The sequence below is a fragment of the Baekduia sp. genome, assembly GCF_035996765.1.
GTDB lineage: Bacteria > Actinomycetota > Thermoleophilia > Solirubrobacterales > Solirubrobacteraceae > Baekduia.
On sequence record NZ_DASYJG010000094.1, the window covers coordinates 1 to 22,771 of the forward strand.

Consider the following 22,771-nt stretch of genomic DNA (forward strand, 5'->3'; position numbering starts at 1 on the left):
ATCAACTACGACCCGCAGCGCACCTACACGCTGCCATGGCAGTCGGGCGGCGTCGGGATCGGCTACAACCCCAAGAAGACGGGGCGCAAGCTCGAGAGCGTCAACGACCTCTTCGATCCGGCCTTCAAGGGTCGGGTCACCATGCTCCAGGAGCCCTACGACTCAGCCTGCCTCGTCCTGCTGGGGATGGGCATCGACGCGTCGACGGCCAAGATCGACGACATCCTCAAGGCGATCGAGAAGATCAAGGTCGCCAAGAACGCGGGCCAGATCCGCCGCTTCACCGGCAACGACTACACGACCGACCTCGCCAAGGGCAACGTCTGGGTCGCGGTCGCCTACTCCGGTGACCTCGTGCAGCTGCAGGCCGACAACCCCGACCTGGAGTTCATCTACCCCAAGGAGGGCGCCATGTTGTTCACCGACAACATGATGATGCCCAAGCACGTGGCCCATCCCTACGGCGCCGAGGTGCTCATGAACTACTACTACGAGCCCGAGGTGGCGGCCAAGGTGGCGGCCTACGTCAACTACATCACGCCGGTGGAGGGGGCCAAGGAGGTCCTGCTCAAGACCGACCCTGACATCGCCAACAACCCGTTGATCTTCCCTCCAGACGACGTCCGCAAGCGCTTGCACGCCTACCCGGCGCTGTCGCCGGTCGACGAGCGCACGATGCAGTCGGCGATGGCCGACGTGACGGGGGCCTGATGCTGCGGTTGAGCCTGCGCCGGCGCCGCAGCCTGCTGCCGTACCTGTTCCTCGGGCCCGGTCTGCTGTGGCTGATCGTCTTCTACGCCATCCCGCTGGTCAACCAGGGTGGTGTGTCGCTGATGACGGGCAACCCCGAGGACGGCTACACCCTGCAGTGGCACTTCGCGACCTACACCAACGCGATCTCCGACTACGCCACGCAGTTCGGGCGCTCGGTGCTCTACGCGGGCATCGCCACGATCCTCTGCCTCGTCATCGCCTTCCCGCTGGCCTACTTCATCGCCTACAAGGCAGGCCGCTGGAAGAACTTCATGCTGCTGCTGGTGGTGCTGCCGTTCTTCACCTCCTACGTGCTGCGCACGGTCTCCTGGCAGCTGATCCTCAACGACAACGGCTGGGTGGTCAGCCGCTTTCAAGACGTCGGCCTGATCTCGGAGAACGGACGCCTGCTGGCCTCGACCAAGGCCGTGATCGCGGGCATCACCTACAACTTCCTGCCGTTCATGGCGCTGCCGCTCTACGTCTCGCTGGAGAAGATCGACCGGCGACTGATCGAGGCTGCGACCGACCTGTACGCCAGCCGCGCGACCGCCTTTCGCAAGGTGACGCTGCCGCTGGCGCTGCCCGGGATCTTCGCCGGCTCGCTGCTGACGTTCATCCCGGCGTCGGGTGACTTCATCAACGCCGCGCTGCTGGGGACGCCCAAGCAGTACATGATCGGCAACGTCATCCAGAGCAAGTTCCTCAACATCTTGGACTACCCGACGGCAGCCGCGCTGTCGTTCATTCTGATGTCGGCGATCTTGATCGGGATCCTGATCTACGCCCGATTGCTCGGGACCAAGTCGCTGACAGAGGCGGCCGCCTAATGTCCTCTCGCGATCGTCTGCGCACCGGGATCCTGGGGGTCTGGTCGGGCCTGGCCCTGCTCTACCTCTTCATCCCGATCTTCATCATCATCCTCTACTCGTTCAACGACAACAAGGGTCGGTTCAACTTCACCTGGCAGGGCTTCACGCTCAAGCACTGGGCACACCCGTTCGCCAACTCCGACCTGACCACCGCGCTGCAGAACTCGCTGATCATCGCGCTGGTCACCACGATCATCGCTGTAACGCTGGGCACCTTTATGGCCTTGGCGCTCGTGCGCTACGGCTTCCGCGGCAAGGCCCTGACCGACCTGTTCGTCTTCCTGCCGCTGGCCACGCCCGAGGTGGTCCTAGGCGCCTCGCTGCTCGGTCTCTTCCTGACCCTGCACGTCGGGACGGGGATGGTCACGATCATCATCGCCCACGTGATGTTCACCGTCTCCTACGTGGTGGTGACCGTCAGAGCCCGGTTGGAGGGCATGGACCGGCATATCGAAGAGGCGGCCATGGATCTGGGTGCGGCCGAGTGGACGACCTTCCGCAAGGTCACGCTGCCGATGATCGCCCCGGGCGTGGCCAGCGCCGCGCTGCTGGCGGCCGCGATCTCGGTCGACGACTACGTCGTGACGAGCTTCAACGCCGGCTCCACGCAGACGTTCCCGTTGTTCATCTTCGGCGCCACCCGCCAAGGCGTGCCGGCCGAGGTCAACGTGCTGGCGACGATCCTGCTGCTTGCCGTGCTCATGCTGATGGCGCTCAACGTCGCGCTGCAACGCGCACGCGCCAGGCGTGACGTCCGGGCCACCGGCGGCGCGCCGGCCGACATCGGGCTGGAGCTGGCGGAAGCCAGCGCCCGCGGCTAGGGTCGCGACCATGGAGAGCTCAGCCGGCCAGGCCGACAGCGTCGCGGCCCCCGAGGGGATGGCGGGCCTGGGCTTCGCCCCAGGCGACAAGGGCCTGAAGACCGGCGCGATCAGCTACATCTCCAACGTGGTGATCGCCGTGGCCTCCACGGCACCGGGCTACAGCCTGGCCGCCACGCTGGGGTTCATCGTGGCCGTTGCCGGGATCGGGCTGCAGGCGCCGGCGGTGATCCTGCTGGCCTTCATCCCGATGGGCTGCATCGCCGCGGCCTACAACTACATGAACCGCGCCGACCCCGACTGCGGCACGACGTTCTCGTGGGTGACGCTGGCGATGGGGCCGCGCATCGGCTGGATGTCGGGCTGGGCGGTGCTGGTCGCCGATGTGCTGGTCATGCCGAGCCTCGCGCAGATCGCCGGCATCTACTCGTGTCAGCTCTTCGGCTTCGACGATCCGTCGACGATCGTGGTGACGATCATCGGCGTCGTGTGGATCGTCCTGATGACGGCCATTTGCTACATCGGGATCGAGCTCTCGGCGCGCACGCAGCAGCTGCTGCTGGGCATGGAGTTCGCCACGCTCTCGCTGTTCGCCGTGGTCGCGCTGGTCAAGGTGTACACGTCGGATCCCAGGGGTGCGATCCACCCGGCGTTCTCGTGGTTCAACCCGCTGGAGATCTCCTCGACCGGCGCGCTGGCGGGCGGCATCCTGCTCGGCATCTTCATCTACTGGGGCTGGGACTCCGCGGTGAGCGTCAACGAGGAGACCGAGGACGGCGCGACGTCCTCGGGCAAGGCGGCGGTCGTCTCGACGTTCATCCTGCTGGGCATCTACGTCGTCGTCGCGACGGCCTCGCAGGCCTTCGGCGGCGTGCAGTCGCTGATCGACAACCAGACCGACGTCTTCGCGCCGATCGCCAAGGACGTGCTCGGCAGCCCGCTGGACAAGCTGCTCATCATCGCGGTGCTGACGTCGGCCTCGGCGTCGACGCAGACGACGATCCTGCCGGCGACGCGGACGTCGCTGTCGATGGCGCGCAAGGGCGCGCTGGCCAAGCGCTTCGGCGACGTCCATCCCCGCTACCTGACGCCGTCGGTCTCGACGATCTGGATGGGCGCGGTGTCGGCGTTCGTCTTCATCCTGTTGTCGGTCTTCAGCCAGAACCTGATCGCCGACGCGTTCACCTCGCTGTCGCTGACGATCGCCTTCTACTACGGGATCACCGGCGTCGCCTGCACGTGGTTCTACCGCCACCACCTCTTCGCCTCGGTCAAGAACTTCCTCTACCTGGCGGTCCTGCCGATGCTCGGCGCGATCATCTTGGCCTACGTCTTCGTCAAGGCGACGATCGAGTACTCCAAGGCCGACGGCGGCTACGCCAAGGCGGTCCTCGGCATCGGCTCGCCGGTGATCATCACCATCATCATGATCGTGCTCGGGATCGTGCTGCTGATCTACCAGCACATGACCCAGCCGGAGTTCTTCACCCGCAAGCCCGAGCCGGTCGACCCCGAGATCGCGGCGACCGTCACCCAGCGCATCGTCAAGGGGGCCGCATGACGCTCGTGGTCGGCTACGACGGGACCGAGGGCTCCCGGACCGCCTACGCGCGTGCGCGTGAGTTGGCGTCGCGGCTGGGGGAGGACGTGCTGGTCGTCTTCTCCTTCGAGTCGCCGCGCCTGGGCGGTGAGCTGCACGACCTCGACGAGGCGATCCGTGAGCGTGGCGAAGCCGTCGTCGCCGAGGCGCTGGCCGAGGCCGGCGACGTGGCCGTGACGACCCAGGTGCGGATGCAAGGTCCGGCGGAGGGATTGATCGCGGCGGCTGAGGAGGTCGACGCGACGATGATCGTCGTGGGCTCCTACGGCGAGCGCCCGCTGCGCAGCGCGCTGGTCGGCGCGACGCCGACGCGGCTGCTGCACCTCAGCGAGCGACCGGTGCTGGTCGTTCGGGCATCCGGATAGGCTCGCTCACCATGCGAGCCGTTGTCATCACCAAGACGGGCGATCCGTCGGTCCTGCAGGTCCAAGAGCGTCCCGACCCGCCGCCGCCCGGTCCCGGCGAAGTGCGGGTCGACGTCCGCGCCTGCGGGGTCAACTTCGCCGACACGCTCGCCCGCGTCGGCCTCTACGAGGACGCGCCGCCGTTGCCGACGGTCGTTGGCTACGAGGTGTCGGGCACGGTGACCGCGGTGGGCGAGGGCGTCACCACGTCGGCCGTCGGCGACCGTGTCATGGCCGGGACGCGCTTCGGCGGCTACGTCGACACCATCAACGTGCGCGCCAACGACGTGATCCCGCTGGCCGACAACCTGAGCTTCGAGCAGGGCGCGGCGATCCCGGTCAACTACGCGACCGCGTGGGCCGCGCTGCACGGCTTCGGCTCGCTGCAGGCCGGCGAGCGCGTGCTGATCCACGCCGCAGCCGGCGGCGTCGGCATCTCGGCGCTGCAACTGGCCAAGGCGGCCGGCGCCGAGGTCCACGGCACGGCGTCGCCGGGCAAGCACGCGCGGCTGGCCGAGCTGGGCCTGGACCGCGCGATCGACTACCGCAGCGACGGCTGGTGGAAGGGTCTGCCGTCCTACGACGTGATCCTCGACGCGGTCGGCGGCCAGTCGTTCCGGCGCTCCTACGACCTGCTGCGCGCCGGCGGGCGTCTGGTCGCCTACGGGGCGTCGTCGATCCAGCAGGGCGAGAAGCGCAACCTGCGGCGCGTGCTCCCGCAGGCCGCCCGGATGTTCCGTGGCTTCAACCTCATCGACCAGATGAGCACCTCCAAGGCGATCATCGGCCTCAACATGCTCGCGCTGTGGGATGACCGCGGCACGCTGGGGCCATGGATCACGCCGCTGGGGGCGCTGCTCGCCGACGGCACGATCAATCCCGTCGTGCACGCCGCCGTGCCGTTCGCCGACGCGCCCGAGGCCCACCGGATCATCGCGGCGCGCGAGAACGTGGGCAAGGTCGTGTTGGTGCCGTAGAGGATCCCGCCCGCCCCTGCTAGGCTCGCGGGTAGTCCATGTCGTTCCTCTTGCTCGACCTCCGACTTCTTCTCCTCCCCCGCTAGGGGGAATAGCAGCGCGTGGCGGCCGCCTGAAGCCGCGAACCAGCCTGAAGAGTCGCAGCACACGAGCCCTTAGCGAACGGAGAAGAGCGACATGTCCAACCTGCCCGAAGACCCGAACCGCGTCCTGCTGTTCGACACCACCTTGCGCGACGGCGAGCAGTCGCCCGGCATCTCGCTGAACGCGGCCGAGAAGCTCGAGATCGCCCAGCAGCTGGCGCGCCTCGGCATCGACATCATCGAGGCGGGCTTCCCGATCGCCTCGCCGGGCGACTTCGACGCGGTCCAGACGATCGCGCGGGAGGTACAAGGCCCCATCATCTGCGGCCTCGCTCGCGCCAACAGCGCCGACATCGATCGTGCTTGGGAGGCCATCCGCGACAGCGAGCGACCTCGGATCCACACGTTCTTGTCCACCTCCGACATCCACATCGAGCACCAGCTGCAGTCCACGCGCGAGGACGTCAAGGGCCTCGCGCGGGCATCGGTCGCCCAGGCCAAGGCACTCTGCGAGGACGTCGAGTTCTCGCCGATGGACGCGACGCGCTCAGAAGCGGCGTTCACCGCCGAGGTGGTCCAGATCGCGCTCGACGAGGGCGCCACCACCATCAACATCCCCGACACCGTCGGCTACGCCACACCGGACGATTTCGCGGAGTTCCTGACCGAGATGTACGGGTTGGTTCCCGATCTGCGCGGGGTCGTCCTCTCGGTGCACTGCCACGACGACCTGGGCCTGGCCGTCGCCAACTCGCTCGCCGGCCTGCAGGCCGGCGCGCGCCAGATCGAGTGCGCGATCAACGGGATCGGCGAGCGCGCCGGCAACGCGGCGCTGGAGGAGCTGATCATGCTCCTGCACACGCGTCGCAACCGTCTGGGGTACACGACCGGCGCGGTCACGACCGAGATCGCCAAGACGAGCCGCCTGGTCTCGCGCCTGACCGGCTACCCGGTCCAGCCCAACAAGGCGATCGTCGGTCGCAACGCGTTCGCGCATGAGTCCGGCATCCACCAGGACGGCGTGCTGAAGGCGCGCGAGACCTACGAGATCATGGACGCGCGCTCCGTCGGGCTGGACGCCAACTCGCTCGTGCTCGGCAAGCACTCCGGCCGCGCCGCGCTGCGCCAGGCGCTGGAGGATCTGGGCTACACGATCGACGGCTCCCAGCTCAAGCAGGCCTTCGAGCGCTTCAAGGAGGTCGCCGACCGCAAGAAGCAGGTCACGGCGATGGACCTCGAGGCGCTGGTGACCGACGAGCTGCGCGCCGACGTCCAGGGCTACGCGCTGGAGTGGTTTGAGGTCGAGGCATCCAACCGCCGCCCGCCGCACGCGACGGTCGCCGTGCGGACCCCCGACGACGCGGTCGTCGAGGGCTCGTTCACCGGTGACGGCCCCGTCGACGCGATCTTCCGCGCGATCAACAGCGCGACGAAGATCGATGCCCGCCTGCGCGAGTTCCGCATCGACGCGGTCACGGGTGGCCAGGACGCGCTCGGCGAGGTCAGCGTCGTCGTCGAGCTCGGCTCGCCCGAGGAGGCGGTCAAGAGCGACACGCCCGGCGTGCTCACCGGCCAGCGCGTGACCGGCGCCGGCCAGGCGGTGACGACCGACATCATCGAGGCGGCCGCGATCGCCTACGTCCGCGCGCTCGGCAACGCGGTGACCAAGGCCCACGCCGCGGTCTCCGACGCGGAGCTCGCGCAGACGCCGTAGAACCGGAGTTGCGCTCAGACGTTCGTCCGCAAGCTGGAGACGCGCCTGTTCCGGCCGACTGCCCGAGTACCGTGGAGGTGCACGCGAGCAATCGGGGGGAAGCGTGAATGCAGGGACGTGAACGGGGGCGCGTCACCAAGTTGGTGGTGTTGCTCCTCGCGGCGCTGAGCGTGGGGGTGAGCACGGCCGCTGCCAGCGAGAGCACGGTCGTCGCCCAATGGCGATTTGACGAGCACGGCGGCCAGGCGGCCGTCGACGACGGTCCCTTCGGTCTCGACGGCCGGCTCGGGCTCACCGACGGCGTCGACGCGCGCGATCCCGAGCGCATCGCCGGCCTGTCGGGCGGCGCGTTGCGCTTCGATGGCCGCGGGTTCGTCCGGCTGCCGGTCGCGTCCCAGCTGGCGCCCACGACGCTGGCGCTGGAGGCCGTGGTGCGCGGAACATCCAGCCCCGGTCAGTTCCGCTACGTGGTCTCTCATGGCGCGCAGGGCTGCCTCGCCGGGTCCTACGGCTTGTACACCGCCGATGACGGCGGCGTGGCCTTTTACATCTTCGACGGCTCGCGCTTCTACGTGACCGCGGCAGCCGGCCCGGCCGACGTCTGGAACGGTGACTGGCATCACGTCGCCGGTGTCTTCGACGGGCGTTCGCTGCGGCTGTTCGTCGACGGCCATCCGGTGGGTGACCCGATCGCCGCACCGCAGAGCATCGCCTACAGCTTGACCTCGTCCGATTCCTATTTCGGGACCTACCAGGGCACGTGCGCGCTGCCGCTGCGCGGTGACATCGACCTCATCCGGCTGTGGCGCGGGCCGCTGGCGCCGGACTTCATCGGCACGCTGGCCGACAGTGCCCTCCTGGCGACGCCCACCGGTCCGCTCGCGGCCGCGCCCTCGTCCGAGAGCGTGCCGGTCGCCACGGCGGCAGACAGCCAGGCCGACGCGCCGGCCAGCCGGACGACGCTCGCCCCGATCGCACCCGGAACCTCCTTTGCGGCAGCCAGCCCGCCTGCCGACGGCGTGGCGCCAAAGCCTATCGCGGGTGCGCCGGCGCGGGCCTGCGCCGTGCGTTCTGCCAGCAAACGGGTGCGCGCCGGCCGCCGCACGGTCCTGACCGTCCGCGTCGCGCTGCGCGGCAAGCCACTGAAGTCCGCGCGCGTGGTCGTGATCGACGCTGCGCGCCGCAAGCTGGCGAGCGCGGTGACGGCGCGGAATGGCCGCGCACGTCTCGGGGTCAAGCCGGTCCGTCGGGGCACGGTCGCCGTGCAGGTCGTCGGTCGCACCGACTGCTCGTCGGCGGCGCTGGAGGTCCTGCGCGCCGTGCGGCGCTGAGCGCCGCTGATCAGCTCTGCGCTGCGAGGCGCCGGCCCTGGGCGTAGCCCGCGCTCAGTGCGCCGGCGGTGCGGCTGGGCGCCATGAGGTTGGGGCCCATCGCCGTCGACGCCCCGTCGTCGGGCGCGACGTGCGCGACCTGGGCACCGCGGCGGCGCAGGCTCTGGAGCTCCAGCTCGGAGGCGACGCGGAACGCGCTGCGCACCGCGACGGCTCGGCGATCACGGCCACCAAGCGACGCGGCGGGATCAAGGCACAGCACATGGGTGTCGCGCCCGGTCTGGGCCGCGTCGAGGTTCGTCGTGCTCCACGCGCCGCCGTCGACGTACTCGCGGTCGCCGATGCGCACGGGGGCGAAGACCCACGGGATCGCACAGGAGGCGCAGACCGCGTCGGCGACGCTGGCCGCGGGTGCACCCGGCGCGCCGAAGACCGTGCGGCGCCCGCTGCGCCGGTCGACCGTGCAGATGCGCAGCCGGCCGTCGAAGCGCGCGCCCCAGCGCGTGACGCGGGTGTGCAACTGCTGCAGCGGGCGGCCATGGCTGGCTGCGCGACTGAGAATCGCCGCACGCGCCAGTGCGCCGACCGGCGCGGTCGCCGTCACGGCGGCGCTGGTCAGCGGCTCGCTGACGGCCCAGCCGACGCGGGCGGCGTCGCGGACGAGGCCGTGGAGGCCGGTGGGCTCGTCGGTCTCCGCAGCCTGACCTTCCGCGCTCCAGGTCGCAGCGTCCTCTTCGGCGGTGGCGTCGGGTCGCGGCGGCCGTCGTCCTGCCGCGAGCCGCGCGGCCACGATCGAACCGGCCGACGTGCCGACGTAGGCCTCGACCTTGCGGAAGTCCGCGCCCGCCGCGTCTTCGATGCCGGCGAGCACACCGTGCATCCACGCCTCGCCGACGATGCCGCCGCCGGCGAGCACCAGGACGTCGGGTCGCAGGAGTGCCGAGGGTGGCATGGGGTGGGAGGGTAGTCGGCGACTTGGGTCGTGGCTTGGTCGAGGGCTTGACTGTCTTGCTGTGAGCGGCCCGTCTTGGGTCGTGTAGCGGACCGCCTGAGACTGGCGTCGTGGGGCGCTGACCGCGGGGCAAGCCTTGGTGTTGCGAGCGCTTGGGTGGCGCGTCTCCCTAGGCGTTCCGCGCGGGCGTTGGTCGGGGTGCGGGCGTCGTCTGTTCGGCATCGAGGGGAGTAAGCGGGTTGGGGGCTTGCGGCGTTGGTCTGTCGTCCGCGGGTGCTGGGGCGCGGGAGGTGCGGGGCGTTTCCGGCTCCATCTTGGAGCCCGAATCGACCCGCATCGATCGAGGTCGTCTGCCCTTCGCATATCAGGGGTGAGACGACCCGCATCGCCTGCCCGGAGGCTCGAGCGCGGGGTGGGCCTGTCGGCGGACGGATGCCGGCCGCAAGGAGGCCCGCCCGCTTGCGAGGTGCTGGCGAGGACCGGTGTGGGCCCGTATACGGACGCAGCACGTCCGCCAACAGGCCCACCCGCACGCGGCCAAAGCGGATGACGAGCCAACGCCGCGAACGACCGATCCCGCTCACTCCCTCGGTGCCGACAGACCACGTCGCACACGACGAAGACGGTTGCGCTGAGCGCCCAGACGCCGGAGCCCGGAGTTGTTGGTGTGGTCGGTCTGCGACAAGATTGCGACCTTGCAACACCTCTGCACGGTCAAGCAATTCCGTCCGCCCACCCCGCTAGGCTCCGCCTCCATCCAAACAAATGACCCCCGCGCCGCTACGAACGGCCGGGGGCATGACCCAAGGAGAAAGAAGCTCCATGAGTACCCCGCAGCGTACCCACGCGCCCACGATGGTCGTCGTCGACCGCCAGACCGCAGACGTCCTTCGCGAGGAGGCCAAGAAGGTCGCGATGTTCGAGCACGACCCGTTCGAGGACTTGCTCGACTTCAGCCCCGACGCCCAGCACGGCCTGTTCCTGCGCTACCGCGACGTCTTCGATCTCGTTGACGCCGTCGGCTGTGACCCCGACAAGGTCGACCCGGCCCAGGAGACCTTCGAAGTCCCGTTGACCGAGGACCTGATCAACCTCCTCGGCCTGCGCCGCTACGACCTCGCGATGAGCAACGCCGACCGCCTGCCCGAGCACAACGGCCCGATCTCACCCGAGACGCTGGCCGAGATCACCCACGACCGCCTCGCGGCACAGGCGCTGGACCGCCTCTTCAGCACCTACGCCAAAGCCGTCCGCATGGCCTGACGCCAGGCAACGCATCCGGGTCGCGGCACCACCGCCGCGACCCGGATGTCACCCCAACAGCGCCATCAGACATTTGTACGTGATAACGTACGCGCCTCGCTCATGGCCGTCGCTTCCGCCCACCAACTCGACCAGCAGATCCACATCGGTCCTCGCGTCCGCGCACTCCGCGAGGCGATGGATCTGTCGCTTCGCGACCTGTCCGAGCGCTCCGGCGTCTCCGCCCCGATGCTCTCCCAGGTCGAGCGCGGTGAGACCAGCCCGACGCTCGCCGTCGCCAGCCGCATCGCCAACGGCCTCGACCTGCGCCTCAGTCAACTGCTGCGCCTCGACGAGGCCGACAGCGTCAGCATCGTCCGCACGGCTGACCGCCGCCGCGGTGGGGGCGCCGCCGGTCATGAGTTCGAGATCCTCACCCCGCCGCTGCCCGGCCAGCGCGCCGAGCTCAGCCGCCATGAGCTGGCGCCGGGTGCGGCGACCGGCGGTGAGGGTGATCCGCCGATGCATGAGCCGGGCAGCCGTGAGATCGCGGTCGTCGAGCGCGGCACCGTCACGCTGCACATCGACGGCGCCGAGCATGAGCTGCACGAGGGCGACACCGTGACCTTTGACGCCGATTTGGCGCACCGCTTTGAGAACCCCGGACCCGGCGAGGCCGTGCTGCTCGCAGTCGTCAGCGCCGGTCTGCGCAGAAGTTAGGAAGAACACCAAGATGCCCAAGTCCCTGTTCGACAAGATCTGGGAGGCCCACGAGGTCGCCTCCGGACTGATCTACATCGACCTCCATCTCGTTCACGAGGTCACGAGCCCGCAGGCCTTTGACGGCCTGCGCCTTGCCGGGCGCCCCGTCCGCCGTCCAGATCGCACGGTCGCCACCGCCGACCACAACGTCCCGACCGACGGCACGCCCACCGCGGCGCGCATCAAGGACGTGCTCAGCCGCACGCAGGTCGAGACGCTCGAGCGCAACTGCGCGGAGTTCGGCATCCCGATCTACTCGCTCGGCTCCGAGCACCAGGGCATCGTGCACGTCATCGGGCCGGAGCTCGGCCTCACGCAACCGGGCATGACGATCGTCTGCGGTGACAGCCACACGGCCACGCACGGCGCCTTCGGCGCGCTGGCGTTCGGCATCGGCACCAGCGAGGTCGAGCACGTCCTGGCCACGCAATGCCTGGTCCAGAACAAGCCCAAGTCGATGCGGATCCGCTACGAGGGCGAGCTCGGCCAGGGCGTCACCGCCAAGGACCTCATCTTGGCCACGATCGGCCAGATCGGCGTCGACGGCGCCGCGGGCTACGTGGTCGAGTTCGCCGGCCCCGCCGTCCAGTCGCTCTCGATGGAGGGCCGGATGACCGTCTGCAACATGACGATCGAGGGCGGCGGCCGTGCGGGCATGATCGCTCCCGACGAGACCACGTTCGCATGGGTCGACGAGCACGGCGCCGAGGTCGACCCAGCCTGGGCCGAGCTCTACACCGAGGAGGGCGCGCGCTTCGACAAGGAGATCGTCGTCGACGCCTCCGCGATCAGCCCGATGGTCAGCTGGGGCACCAACCCCGCGCAGGTCGCACCGGTCACCGCGTCGATCCCGACCCCGGGCAGCGAGGGGGAGGAGCGCGCGCTGCAGTACATGGGGTTGGAGGCCGGCACGCCGATCGAGGACATCAAGCTGGACCGCGTCTTCATCGGCTCCTGCACCAACTCGCGCATCGGCGACCTGCGCGCCGCGGCCAAGATGGTCGAGGGCAAGAAGGTCTCAAGCGACGTGTACGCCATGGTCGTCCCGGGCTCCGTCCAGGTCAAGGCGCAGGCCGAGGCCGAGGGCCTGCACGAGATCTTCACCGCCGCGGGCTTTGACTGGCGTGGCGCCGGGTGCTCGATGTGCCTGGCGATGAACCCCGACAAGCTCGAGCCCGGCGAGCGCTGCGCCTCGACCTCGAACCGCAACTTCGAGGGCCGCCAGGGCGCCGGCGGCCGCACGCACCTCGTCAGCCCCGAGATGGCCGCCGCGGCCGCCATCGCCGGCCGCTTCGTCGACATCCGCAACTGGGCCTAACCCGCCACCCACCCCCAACCACCGAGACCAACATCATCATGAAGGCCATCGAAACGATCACGGGCCCGGTGTCGGTCCTCATGCGCGACGACATCGACACCGACCAGATCATCCCCAAGCAGTTCCTCAAGCGCGTCGAGCGCACCGGCTTCGGCGAGTTCCTGTTCTACGACTGGGCCAAGGAGGACGGCTGGGACCTGCCGGTCAACCAGATCCTCGTCACCGGCCGCAACTTCGGCTGCGGCTCCAGCCGCGAGCACGCGCCGTGGGCGCTGGAGGATTACGGCTTCCGCGTCGTCATCGCCTCGTCGTTCGCCGACATCTTCAAGTCCAACTGCACCAAGATCGGCATGCTGCCCGTGCAGCTCACCGCCGAGCAGTGCAAGGCGATCGCCGACGTTGGCAGCGCGCAGGTCGACCTCGCCTCCCAGGAGGTCCGCTGGGAGGGCGCCAACGGTCTGGAGACCGCATCGTTCGACATCGACCCCGAGATCAAGCACCGCCTGCTCGAGGGCCTCGACGACATCGCGCTGACGCTCAAGCAAGGCGCCTCCATTGACGCCTACGAGCGTGACCGCCAGCGCTCGGGACCGGTCACCACCGCGCTGCAGGTCTAGCAGGCCAGGCGCGGGGCTCCTCAGTCCCGCGCCAGCGTGAACCGCGCGACGAGCGCATCGAGGCTCGCGGCGGTGCGCGCGAGCTCGTGCGCCGATGCCGCGATCTCCTGCGTCGAGGCCGACGTCTGCTCGGTCGAGGCGCCGATCTGCTGGCTGGAGGCCGAGGCCTGCTCGGCCACGGCGGCCACCTCGCTCATCCGCTCGCCCATGTCGCGGGCCGAGGAGGCGATCTGCTCGACGGCCGCCGCGATCGCGCCGACGCGGACCGTGACATCCTCGACGGAACCGCCGATGCGCTCGAACGCCTCGCGGGCGTCCTCGACGACCGCCGAGCCCTCGCGCGTCCGGCGCGCCCCGTCCTCGACGACGTCGACCGCGTGGGCCGTCTCGTCCTGGATGTCGCCGATCAGCCCGGCGATCGTGGCAGCGGCGGTCTGGGACTCCTCGGCGAGCTTGCGGACCTCGTCGGCGACGACCGCAAAACCACGGCCCTGCTCCCCGGCGCGTGCCGCCTCGATGGCGGCGTTCAAGGCCAACAGGTTGGTCTGCCGCGCGATGCCGGTGATCGTGTCGACGATGCCGCCGATCTCGGCCGACTTCGTCCCCAGGGCGCGGATGGCGTCGGTCGCGCCGGCCGACGCCTCGCGCACCGATGCCATCGCCGCCGTCGCGCCGTCGACCGCCTTGGCGCCCTGGCCGGCGAGAACGCGCGCCTCCTCGGCGACGCGGGCCGTCGACGCGGCATCGTCGGCGGAGCGGCCGGTAACGGAGACGACCTCGTCGGCAAGACGCCGTGCCTCGGCGATCGTGCGCACCTGAAGCTCGGCGCCGGCGGCGGCGTCGCCCACGGCGTCGGCGATCTCGCTGATCGCTCGTCCGGCATCGTCGGAGGTCGTCGCCATCTGCTCCGAGGCGGTCGAGACCGCGCTCGCGGTTCCGGCGACCTCGCCCACGAGCTCGCCGAGGGCGGCGCGTGATGCGTTGTAGGACTCGATCATCGCGACGAAGTTGTCGCGGATGTCGTTGGTCGCCCGGGCGATGTCGCCGATCTCGTCGGCGCCCGGATCGGGGATCGGCGGCGTGACCGTCTCGACCTTGTGTGTCAGATCGCCGGCGGCGAACGCGTGCAAGCCGGCGTTGAGGTCGGTGGCGCAGTGGTCGCGCAGCGATGACAGCCGCGACAGCACCTCGGCGACGCTGCGGCGGATCGAGCGCGTGAGCAGGACGGCGGCGGCGGCGCCGATCGCCAGCGCCGCCAGCAGCGCGATGAGCAGGTTGCGCCGGGTCGTGCGGGCGTCGGCCTTGGCGACTTCGACCTCGTGGGTGCCGCGTGCCGCCGTCAGGACGCCGGAGGCGGTGATGTCGGTCGTGACACGGTCGTAGACCCGGTCGGCCTTGCCCGCGAGGACGGCGTACCCGGCGACCGCGCCTCCGCGGGCCGCCGCGGCTGTGAACGTGCCGGACATGCGGCGGTAGGTCAGCCAGTCGGCCTTCGTCCTCTGCAGCGCAGCCGCTTCCCGTGACGACATCGCGTAGCGGTTCAGGCGGGCGAGGACGCCGTCCACCGTGGTGGCCGTGGCGATCAGCTCGCCGTCGAGGCTCTGCTGTTCCGCCGGATCGGTCGCGAGCGTGCGCTCGAGCTCCGCGACGCGGAACTGGCGGATCTCGGTCGTGGCCTGGCCGGTCAGATGGACAGCCGGCACCACATCGTCGCCCACCGCCTGGGTGCTGTCGCGCAACTTGGTCGTGCCGCTCATCGCGACGGCCAGCGCGACCAGTGTCAGCGCGATGACGAGACCGAACGCGAGCGCGAGCTTGCGCCCGATGGTAAGGGCAAATCGATGCATTTACGACCGAGTTCGTCGGGAATGGGGAGGTCGGGCTCTTCGGTCGGTCGCCGGACCGGCCACTTGAGGCCCTCCACAAGTCCTGGCGCCTTTGACCGTTGGTGCTCGTGCAGTCCTAAACCAGCAGGAGGAGAGAACGACATGTCCCGACACGCCCTGGCAGGCGTCGCCGCGATCTTCGCCCTGGCCTTGGCCGTCCCGGCCGGTGCCTCTGCGTGGGCCCCTGCGGCCAGCGCTCCCGTCCATCCCGGCGTTCAGGTCTTCACCGACGGTGCGAAGTGCACCGCCAACTTCGTCTTCACCAGCGGTGGGGCGACCTATCTCGGGCAGGCCGCGCACTGCTCGGGCACCGGCAGCTCGACCGACACCGACGGCTGCACGTCAGCCTCGCTGCCGCTGAACACGCCCGTCACCGTCACCGGCGCGTCCAAGCCCGGAGCGTTGGCCTACAACTCGTGGCTGATCATGCAGGCCGGCGGCGAGGCCGACGAGGAGACCTGCGCCTACAACGACCTGGCGCTGATCAAGCTCGATCCGGCCGACGTCGCCAAGACCAACCCGTCGATCCCGAAGTGGGGCGGCCCGACTGGCGTCGGCACGGCCGCGGCGCTGGATGACATCTACAGCTACGGCAACTCCGAGTTGCGCCAGGGCATCACGCAGCTGAGCCCCAAGCGCGGCAAGGTCGTGGAGGTCAGTCCGGGAGGCTGGTCCTACACGCTCTACACCTTGACGCCGGGCATTCCGGGCGACTCCGGCAGCGCGTTCCTCAACGCCGACGGCCAGGCGCTCGGGATCCTCAGCACCGTCGCGCTGGCACCGCTGGTCGCCTCCAACGGCGTCGGCGACATCGGCAAGGAGATCGCCTACGCCCGCGCTCACGGCTTCCCGGATCTCGCGCTCGTTGACGGGACCGAGCCCTTCAAGGGGGGACTGCCTTTCTAAAAGGGCCAGTCGTCGCCAGCCGGGGCGTCGCCGCTAAGGTGGCGCCCCGCATGGCCACTCGCATCGTCACCCTTCCCGGAGATGGCATCGGGCCCGAGATCCTCGCCCCGACCGTCGACCTCCTCCAGCGCTTCGTCGCCGACGTCGAGGTCGAGGAGCACGTCTTCGGCGGCGCCTCCATCGACGCTCACGGCACCGCGCTGACCGACGACGTCCTGGCCGCGTGCAAGCGCGCCGACGCCGTCCTGCTCGCCGCCGTCGGCGGTCCCAAGTGGGACACAACCGACGCCACCAAGCCGCGTCCGGAGCAGGGCTTGCTGGGCCTGCGCAAGGGCCTCGGCCTCTACGCCAACCTGCGTCCCGTCCGCCCGCTGCCGGCGCTCTATGACGCCAGCCCGCTGCGGCGCGAGATCATCGACGGCACCGACCTGCTCGTCGTCCGCGAGCTCACCGGCGGCATCTACTTCGGCGAGAAGACCCGCACCGAGACGACGGCCTCAGATCTCTGCGCCTACAGCGTCGAGGAGATTGAGCGCATCGCCCGCACGGCCTTCGAGGCCGCCCGCAAGACCGCGCGCCACAAGGTCAGCTCCGTCGACAAGGCCAACGTCCTGGAGACCTCCCGTCTCTGGCGCCAGACCGTCGTCGCGCTCCACGAGGCGGAGTTCTCCGACGTCACGCTCGAGCATGTCCTCGTCGACAACGCCGCCATGCAATTGATCTCCAACCCGCGGAGCTTCGACGTGATCGTCACCGAGAACCTCTTCGGCGACATCCTCAGCGATGAGGCCGCGATGCTCACCGGCTCGATCGGGATGCTCCCCAGCGCCTCCTTGGGGAGGAGATCGGACCCGCCCACCCCCGGCCTCTTTGAGCCCGTCCACGGCTCGGCACCGGACATCGCCGGCCAAGGCGTCGCCAACCCGCTGGCCATGTTCCTGTCGCTCGCCTTGCTGCTCCGGCATGGCCTCGCTTTGGAATCCGAGGCGCTCGCCCTAGAATCGGCCGTGGACAAGGCCCTTGACCAAGGGCTGCGGACGCGGGACCTCGGAGGGACGGCGAGCACCGCCGAGGCGACGGCAGCAGTGCTCGCGGCACTGGGTTAACGAAGGAGACACGAGCGTGGAGACAGCGGACCTCATCTGGATGAACGGCGAGTTCGTCGCCTGGGAGGACGCCAAGGTCCACGTGCTGACCCACGGTCTGCACTACGGGACCGGGGTCTTCGAGGGCGTGCGCTGCTACGACACCGAGTCCAAGGGCCCCGCGGTCTTCCGCCACCAGGAGCACATCGCGCGGCTCTTCAAGTCGGCGTCGCTGTATTACATGGACATCCCCTTTACCGCCGAGCAGCTGCGCGAGGCGACGCTGGAGCTGATCGGCCGCAACGGCCAGCGCTCCTGTTACATCCGCCCGCTGGTCTACCGCGGCTACGGCACGATGGGCCTCTTCCCGCTCGACGCACCGGTCGACGTGGCGCTGGCCACGTGGGAGTGGGGGAGCTACCTCGGCGAGGAGGGCAAGGCCAACGGCGTGCGCGCCCGCGTCTCCTCGTGGCGCCGGATCGACGGCGACTCGCTGATCCCGCACGCCAAGGCCAGCGGCCAGTACCTCAACTCGGTCCTGGCCAAGATCGAGTGCCACAAGTCCGGCTACGAAGAGGCGATCCTCCTCGACGCGCGCGGCTTCGTCTGCGAGGGCACCGGCGAGAACATGTTCGTCGTGCGCGAAGGCGTGATCGTGACGCCGCCGCAGACCGCGTCGATCCTGGACGGCATCAGCCGCCGCTCGGTGATGCAGATCGCCCGCGACCTCGGCTTCGAGGTCGTCGAGCGCGACATCGCGCGCGCCGAGCTCTACCTCGCTGACGAGATCTTCTGCACCGGCACGGCCGCCGAGCTGACGCCGATCCGCGAGGTCGACGACCACCCAGTTGGCACCGGTCGCCCGGGCGAGATCACCCGCGCGGTCCAGCAGACCTTCGAGGACGCGCTGCACGGCCGCAGCGATCGCTACGCCGATTGGCTGGACCCGGTCCCCGCGCACCACTTCTCCAAGGTCGCTGCTTCCTAGATGGGGCTCGGTCGGCGAATTCGCTAGCGACACGCGCGCCTTGAGCGCGTCGCGTGTCGCTGCCCGCTGTTCGCCGACCTGCCACCTATCTTCCAAGGACGCACCATGACCAAGATCGAGACCTACGACGCCACCCTGCGCGACGGCATGCAGGGCGAGGGCATGTCGCTCACCGCCGCCGAGAAGGTGCGCGTCGTCCACAAGCTCGACGCGCTCGGCATCGACCTGATCGAGGCCGGCTTCCCGGCCTCCAACCCCAAGGAGCTCGAGCTCTTCGGGCTGCTCGCCGCCGAGAAGTTCCAGCACGCCCAGATCGTCGCCTTCGGCATGACCCGCCGGCGCGACGTCGCGGCCGCCGAGGATCCGGCGCTCAAGATCCTCGCCGAGTGCTTCGCGCCGGTCTGCACGATCGTCGGCAAGACCTGGCGGCTGCACCTCGAGAAGGTCGTGCGCGTCTCGCCCGAGGAGAACCTCGAGCTGATCGCTGACTCGGTGGCCTTCCTGGTCGGCGCGGGCAAGCGCACCATCTACGACGCCGAGCACTTCTTCGACGGCTACCGCGACGACCCGGACTACAGCTTGCAGTGCCTGCGGGCGGCGGCCGGCGCCGGCGCCGAGCGCGTCGTGCTGTGCGACACCAACGGCTCCTCGCTACCGCACCAGATCGCCGAGGCCGTGGGTGCCGCGCGCACGGCGTTGGGGCCGGACGTCGCCCTCGGCATCCACTGCCACAACGACCTGGAGTGTGGCGTAGCCAACACGCTGGCCGCCGTCGCCGAGGGCGCCACGCAGGTGCAGGGCACCATGAACGGGATCGGCGAGCGCACCGGCAACGCCAACCTGGTGGCGATTGTCGCCAACCTGCAGCTGTGCCTCGGCTACGACCTCATCGGGCCGAAGCGGATGGTGCATCTGACCGAGACCGCGCACTTCGTCGACGAGCTGCTCAACCGCAACCCGGATCCGTGCGCGGCGTGGGTCGGGCGCAACGCCTTCGCGCACAAGGGCGGCCTGCACGTCGCCGGTATCCGCGCCGATGCGACGACCTTCGAGCACAGGGATCCGTCGGTCGTCGGTAACGAGCGCGAGTTGCTCGTCTCCGAGCTCGCAGGCAAGCACACCGTGTTGGAGAAGGCCCGGGCGGCCGGCCTGGCGATGGACGACGCTGGCGCCTCGCGCGTCATCGAGCGCGTCAAGGAGCTCGAGCATCGCGGCTACCAGTACGAGGCGGCCGACGGGTCGTTCGAACTGCTGCTGCGCCAAGAGGCCGGCGAGTACGAGCCGCTCTTCCGGCTGGAGTCCTGGCGCGTGATCGTCGAGCAGCGCGCCGACGGCAAGGTCGAGACCGAGGCCACCATCAAGGTCTGGCTCGACGGCGAGCGTTACGTGACGACCGCGGAGGGCAACGGACCGGTCAACGCGTTGGATGCGGCATTGCGCGCCGCGATCGTGCAGGTCCACCCGCACCTGGCCAACGTCGAGCTCGTGAACTTCAAGGTGCGCATCCTCGACGAGACGCACGGCACCGACGCGGTCACGCGGGTGTTCATCGACGCCTCTGACGGTGTTGACGTCTGGGGCTCCACCGGGGTGCACGAGAACGTCATCGCCGCCTCCTGGCAGGCGCTCGTCGACTCGTTGGAGTTCGCCGAGCAGAAGCGCCCGGACGGCCCGCGCGGCGGTGTGCGGTCCTCGTCGTCGGAGGCGCGCTCCTCGTGAGCGGGCCATCTCGCCTCTGTGTTGGACCTAGCGTCGAGGATCTGCTCGGCTGCAAGTAGGTGAGTAGACGCTGAGCGCGGATCATGTCTTCGCAAATGGGTAGTCTCGCCGCCAATGACTGCCGAGATTGCGGTGATGAACCGGGAGGCTGTGGCGCTTGCGGCGGACAGCGCGGTAACGATCCAGACGGCGATTGGACCGAAAGTCTTCAACTCAGTCTCGAAGATCTTCGGTTTGTCGAAGGTCGAGCCAGTGGGCGTCATGGTGTACGGCGGCGCCTCGCTGCTTGGCGTGCCTTGGGAGACGATCATCAAGGCATACCGAGACGAGCGCACTGGACGAGCGTTTGGCGAACTCTCTGAATACGGCACCGACTTCATCAGCTTCCTTGAGTCGGCGGAGAAGCTCTTCCCGGTTGCGGCTCAAAAGGACTCCGGCGAGCGAACGATCTATGGCTTCTTCAGCTACCTCGAGCGCACGATGGTCGATCGGGTTCGCCGTGAGATGGGCGTCAAGGGCTCGATCACACGCGGAGAGGTCAAGGCCATCGTGTCCGCGGTTGTTGCCGAGCATCACGGCGAGTGGCGAGAAGCACCTGCCACCGATGGTGCGCTCGATGCGCGCGCAGCGGAGATCAAGCAGCACCTGACGTCGGCGATCAGCGACATACGTCGCCGCGTCTTTGCAAAGAAGGCGGTTACTCCCGCCACAGCTCGCCGTCTCGGAGAACTCGCAGTGTGGTTGTTCACCAAGAAGGCCCCGGCTGGCCGTCAACATCCGGGCGCTTCTGGTGTCGTGATCGCGGGGTTCGGGATCGACGACTACTTCCCACGCTTGGTGAGCTTCGAGATCGAAGGAATGTTGTTGGGGAGTGCGAAGTACACGACTGGAGAAGCGATTGAGGTCGATCGCGAGAACGAGACGGCGGTCATCGCTCCCTTTGCGCAGAAGGAGCCAGTGCGTGCGTTCATCGAAGGGATCCATCCGAAGTTCGAGATGGCGTTTGCCAAGGAGGCGATGGATCTCTTGGAGGACTACCCAGCGGAGGTTCTCGCCGATGCCTCGCTATCCGCTGCGACTCGAAAGAAGATTGAAGCGGCCTTCGATGCTGCTGCGGGGGAGCGTCTCAAGGCTGTGCGCGCGCGAATTGCAGCTCATCGATCCGTTGAGCACGTTGGACCGGTGCTCAATGTTGTGGCGGTGCTGCCGAAGGACGAGCTAGCGATGATGGCCGAGTCGCTCGTCAACCTGACCTCGTTTCGCCATCGCGTATCGTTCGGTGCCGAAACAGTTGGTGGTCCGATCGACGTTGCCGTAATCTCGAAGGGCGACGGTTTCGTCTGGATCTCGCGAAAGCACTACTTCAAGCGCGAATACAACCCTCAGTTCTACGCCAGCAAGTACGGAGCGACGTCATGAAGAAGCAAGCCGACGACGATATTGTCTACACCTCCTTGGACCAGGTGATCGACGAGTTTTTCCCGCACTCGCGTGAGGCCGAGCAGCCAGATGTCGAGGAACTTTGTTGTTGGGATATCGATGGGGCGGCTCGTAGCCAGTCCGCGCCTGCTCGCCGTCTAGAAGCGCTTGGGCGCTAGCTCACTGCCCGCCGATACGGACGTCGTCCCGCTCGCCCAGCCCGTCCTCGGCGTCGAGGAGGAGCAGGCGGTCATCGAGGTGCTGCGGTCCGGGCAGCTGTCGCTCGGGCCGCGTGTGCCGGCCTTCGAGGAGGCCTTCGCCATGCGCGTCGGCGCCGCGCACGCCAGCGCGGTCTCCTCGGGAACCAGCGGCCTGCATCTCGCGCTGCGTGCGGTCGGCGTCAAGGAGGGCGACGAGGTCATCACCTCGCCGTTCTCGTTCGTCGCCTCGGCCAACGCGCCGGTCTTCGAGCGCGCGCGCCCGGTCTTCGCCGACGTCGACCCGGTCACGCTCAACCTCGATCCGGCTGCGGCAGCCGCGGCCATCACCGAGCGCACCACCGCGCTGCTGCCCGTCCACATCTTCGGCTACCCGGCCGATCTGCCCGCCTTCGAGGCGCTCGGGCTGCCGGTCGTCGAGGACGCGTGCGAGGGGCTCGGCGCCCGCCATCACGACGGTCCCGCCGTCGGCGGGCGCGGCAACCCCGCGGTCTTCGGGTTCTACGCCAACAAGCAGATGACCACGGGCGAGGGCGGGATGATCACCCTCGGCGACGAGGCCATGAAGGCGCGCATCGACTCCGAGCGCAACCAGGGCCGCGCGCCCGACATGGGGTGGTTGGACCACGATCGCCTCGGCTTCAACTACCGCCTGAGCGACATCGCGTGCGCGATCGGCTCGGTGCAGCTCACGCGGCTGGATGACCTGCTCGCTGGCCGCGCGCGCGTGGCGGCCCTGTACCGCGAGGCGCTGGCGGGGCTGGCGACCCAGCGCGGCCTCGGCCTGCCGTGTGAGGACGGCGCTCGTCATGCCGGCGACGTTCGCGGCTGGTTCGTCTTCGTCGTGCAGGTCCCGCGCGAGGGCCCGCCGCGCGACGACGTCATCCGCGCGCTGCGCGACCGCGGCGTGCAGTCCAAGCCCTACCTGCCGGCAATCCACCTCATGAGCTTCTACCGCGAGACCTTCGGCCATCGCGAAGGCGAGTTCCCGGTCTGCGAGGACGTCGCCGCCCGATCCGTCGCGCTGCCGTTCTTCCCGCACATGCGCGAGGACCAGGTGGCCCGGGTAGCGGCGGCGTTGGGCGAGATCCTCGGCTGACCTGA

The 22,771-nt window shown here is 69.1% G+C and carries 21 protein-coding genes; 19 read left to right on the forward strand and 2 right to left on the reverse strand.

Translation table 11 applies throughout. The annotated features are described in order from the left end of the window. The 8 genes from VGO10_RS20050 to VGO10_RS20085 form a co-directional block, all read left to right on the forward strand. Positions 1–711 (forward strand): spermidine/putrescine ABC transporter substrate-binding protein (locus VGO10_RS20050; RefSeq protein ID WP_327471769.1); only part of this gene is annotated, 711 nt, incomplete at its 5' end. Continuing rightward, complete coding sequence (locus VGO10_RS20055) at positions 711–1,583, forward strand: ABC transporter permease (protein ID WP_327471771.1); 873 nt, start codon at positions 711–713, stop codon at positions 1,581–1,583. The genes VGO10_RS20050 and VGO10_RS20055, both read left to right, overlap by 1 nt. Further along, the gene (locus VGO10_RS20060; protein WP_327471773.1) at positions 1,583–2,446 is read left to right on the forward strand and encodes an ABC transporter permease; all 864 of its coding nucleotides are present in this window, start codon (positions 1,583–1,585) and stop codon (positions 2,444–2,446) included. The genes VGO10_RS20055 and VGO10_RS20060 overlap by 1 nt, the downstream gene beginning before the upstream one ends. A gap of 10 nt (positions 2,447–2,456) precedes the next feature. Continuing rightward, positions 2,457–4,007, forward strand: coding sequence for an APC family permease (locus VGO10_RS20065; protein ID WP_327471775.1), 1,551 nt, complete (start codon positions 2,457–2,459; stop codon positions 4,005–4,007). Further along, positions 4,004–4,411, forward strand: coding sequence for a universal stress protein (locus tag VGO10_RS20070; RefSeq protein WP_327471776.1), 408 nt, complete (start codon positions 4,004–4,006; stop codon positions 4,409–4,411). Before VGO10_RS20065 ends, VGO10_RS20070 begins: the two co-directional genes overlap by 4 nt. Positions 4,412–4,422: 11 nt before the next feature. Beyond that, positions 4,423–5,427: a medium chain dehydrogenase/reductase family protein gene (locus VGO10_RS20075; protein WP_327471777.1), complete on the forward strand. Its 1,005-nt coding sequence runs from the start codon at positions 4,423–4,425 to the stop codon at positions 5,425–5,427. A gap of 177 nt (positions 5,428–5,604) precedes the next feature. Next, positions 5,605–7,224: a 2-isopropylmalate synthase gene (locus tag VGO10_RS20080; RefSeq protein WP_327471778.1), complete on the forward strand. Its 1,620-nt coding sequence runs from the start codon at positions 5,605–5,607 to the stop codon at positions 7,222–7,224. A 107-nt stretch (positions 7,225–7,331) separates the two neighbouring features. After that, on the forward strand, positions 7,332–8,555 hold the full coding sequence (locus tag VGO10_RS20085; protein ID WP_327471779.1) for a LamG domain-containing protein: 1,224 nt from the start codon (positions 7,332–7,334) through the stop codon (positions 8,553–8,555). Positions 8,556–8,565: 10 nt separating this feature from the next. Here the strand turns inward: VGO10_RS20085 and VGO10_RS20090 are convergent, their stop codons facing one another. Continuing rightward, on the reverse strand, positions 8,566–9,507 hold the full coding sequence (locus VGO10_RS20090) for a patatin-like phospholipase family protein (RefSeq protein WP_327471780.1): 942 nt from the start codon (positions 9,505–9,507) through the stop codon (positions 8,566–8,568). An 822-nt stretch (positions 9,508–10,329) separates the two neighbouring features. On the opposite strand from VGO10_RS20090, the gene VGO10_RS20095 reads away from it, so the two are divergent. The 4 genes from VGO10_RS20095 (at position 10,330) to leuD (ending at position 13,446) form a co-directional block, all read left to right on the forward strand. Further along, positions 10,330–10,770: a hypothetical protein gene (locus VGO10_RS20095; RefSeq protein WP_327471781.1), complete on the forward strand. Its 441-nt coding sequence runs from the start codon at positions 10,330–10,332 to the stop codon at positions 10,768–10,770. Between the two features lie 102 nt (positions 10,771–10,872). Next, positions 10,873–11,469, forward strand: a complete 597-nt coding sequence (locus tag VGO10_RS20100; RefSeq protein WP_327471782.1) for an XRE family transcriptional regulator — start codon at positions 10,873–10,875, stop codon at positions 11,467–11,469. A 13-nt stretch (positions 11,470–11,482) separates the two neighbouring features. Further along, complete coding sequence (gene leuC / locus VGO10_RS20105) at positions 11,483–12,829, forward strand: 3-isopropylmalate dehydratase large subunit (protein ID WP_327471783.1); 1,347 nt, start codon at positions 11,483–11,485, stop codon at positions 12,827–12,829. A gap of 38 nt (positions 12,830–12,867) precedes the next feature. Beyond that, positions 12,868–13,446, forward strand: a complete 579-nt coding sequence (gene leuD, locus VGO10_RS20110; protein ID WP_327471784.1) for a 3-isopropylmalate dehydratase small subunit — start codon at positions 12,868–12,870, stop codon at positions 13,444–13,446. A 20-nt stretch (positions 13,447–13,466) separates the two neighbouring features. Here leuD and VGO10_RS20115 read toward each other — a convergent pair whose 3' ends face one another. Then, a complete protein-coding gene (locus tag VGO10_RS20115) occupies positions 13,467–15,293 on the reverse strand; it encodes a methyl-accepting chemotaxis protein (protein WP_327471785.1) in 1,827 nt (608 codons plus the stop codon). 141 nt (positions 15,294–15,434) lie between these two features. Between VGO10_RS20115 and VGO10_RS20120 the strand changes: the two genes are divergently transcribed. The 7 genes from VGO10_RS20120 (at position 15,435) to VGO10_RS20150 (ending at position 22,766) form a co-directional block, all read left to right on the forward strand. Further along, the gene (locus tag VGO10_RS20120) at positions 15,435–16,238 is read left to right on the forward strand and encodes a serine protease (protein ID WP_327471786.1); all 804 of its coding nucleotides are present in this window, start codon (positions 15,435–15,437) and stop codon (positions 16,236–16,238) included. Between the two features lie 50 nt (positions 16,239–16,288). Next, positions 16,289–17,344, forward strand: a complete 1,056-nt coding sequence (gene leuB, locus VGO10_RS20125) for a 3-isopropylmalate dehydrogenase (protein WP_327471787.1) — start codon at positions 16,289–16,291, stop codon at positions 17,342–17,344. 16 nt (positions 17,345–17,360) lie between these two features. Next, positions 17,361–18,311 carry a branched-chain amino acid transaminase gene (locus VGO10_RS20130; protein ID WP_327471788.1) on the forward strand — a complete coding sequence of 317 codons (951 nt, stop codon included), beginning with the start codon at positions 17,361–17,363 and terminating at the stop codon, positions 18,309–18,311. Between the two features lie 105 nt (positions 18,312–18,416). Next, positions 18,417–20,030, forward strand: a complete 1,614-nt coding sequence (cimA, locus tag VGO10_RS20135) for a citramalate synthase (RefSeq protein WP_327471789.1) — start codon at positions 18,417–18,419, stop codon at positions 20,028–20,030. A 114-nt stretch (positions 20,031–20,144) separates the two neighbouring features. Continuing rightward, complete coding sequence (locus tag VGO10_RS20140; RefSeq protein ID WP_327471790.1) at positions 20,145–21,449, forward strand: hypothetical protein; 1,305 nt, start codon at positions 20,145–20,147, stop codon at positions 21,447–21,449. After that, positions 21,446–21,628, forward strand: a complete 183-nt coding sequence (locus tag VGO10_RS20145) for a hypothetical protein (protein WP_327471791.1) — start codon at positions 21,446–21,448, stop codon at positions 21,626–21,628. Before VGO10_RS20140 ends, VGO10_RS20145 begins: the two co-directional genes overlap by 4 nt. Continuing rightward, positions 21,618–22,766, forward strand: coding sequence for a DegT/DnrJ/EryC1/StrS family aminotransferase (locus tag VGO10_RS20150; RefSeq protein ID WP_327471792.1), 1,149 nt, complete (start codon positions 21,618–21,620; stop codon positions 22,764–22,766). Before VGO10_RS20145 ends, VGO10_RS20150 begins: the two co-directional genes overlap by 11 nt. Positions 22,767–22,771 lie beyond the last annotated feature (5 nt).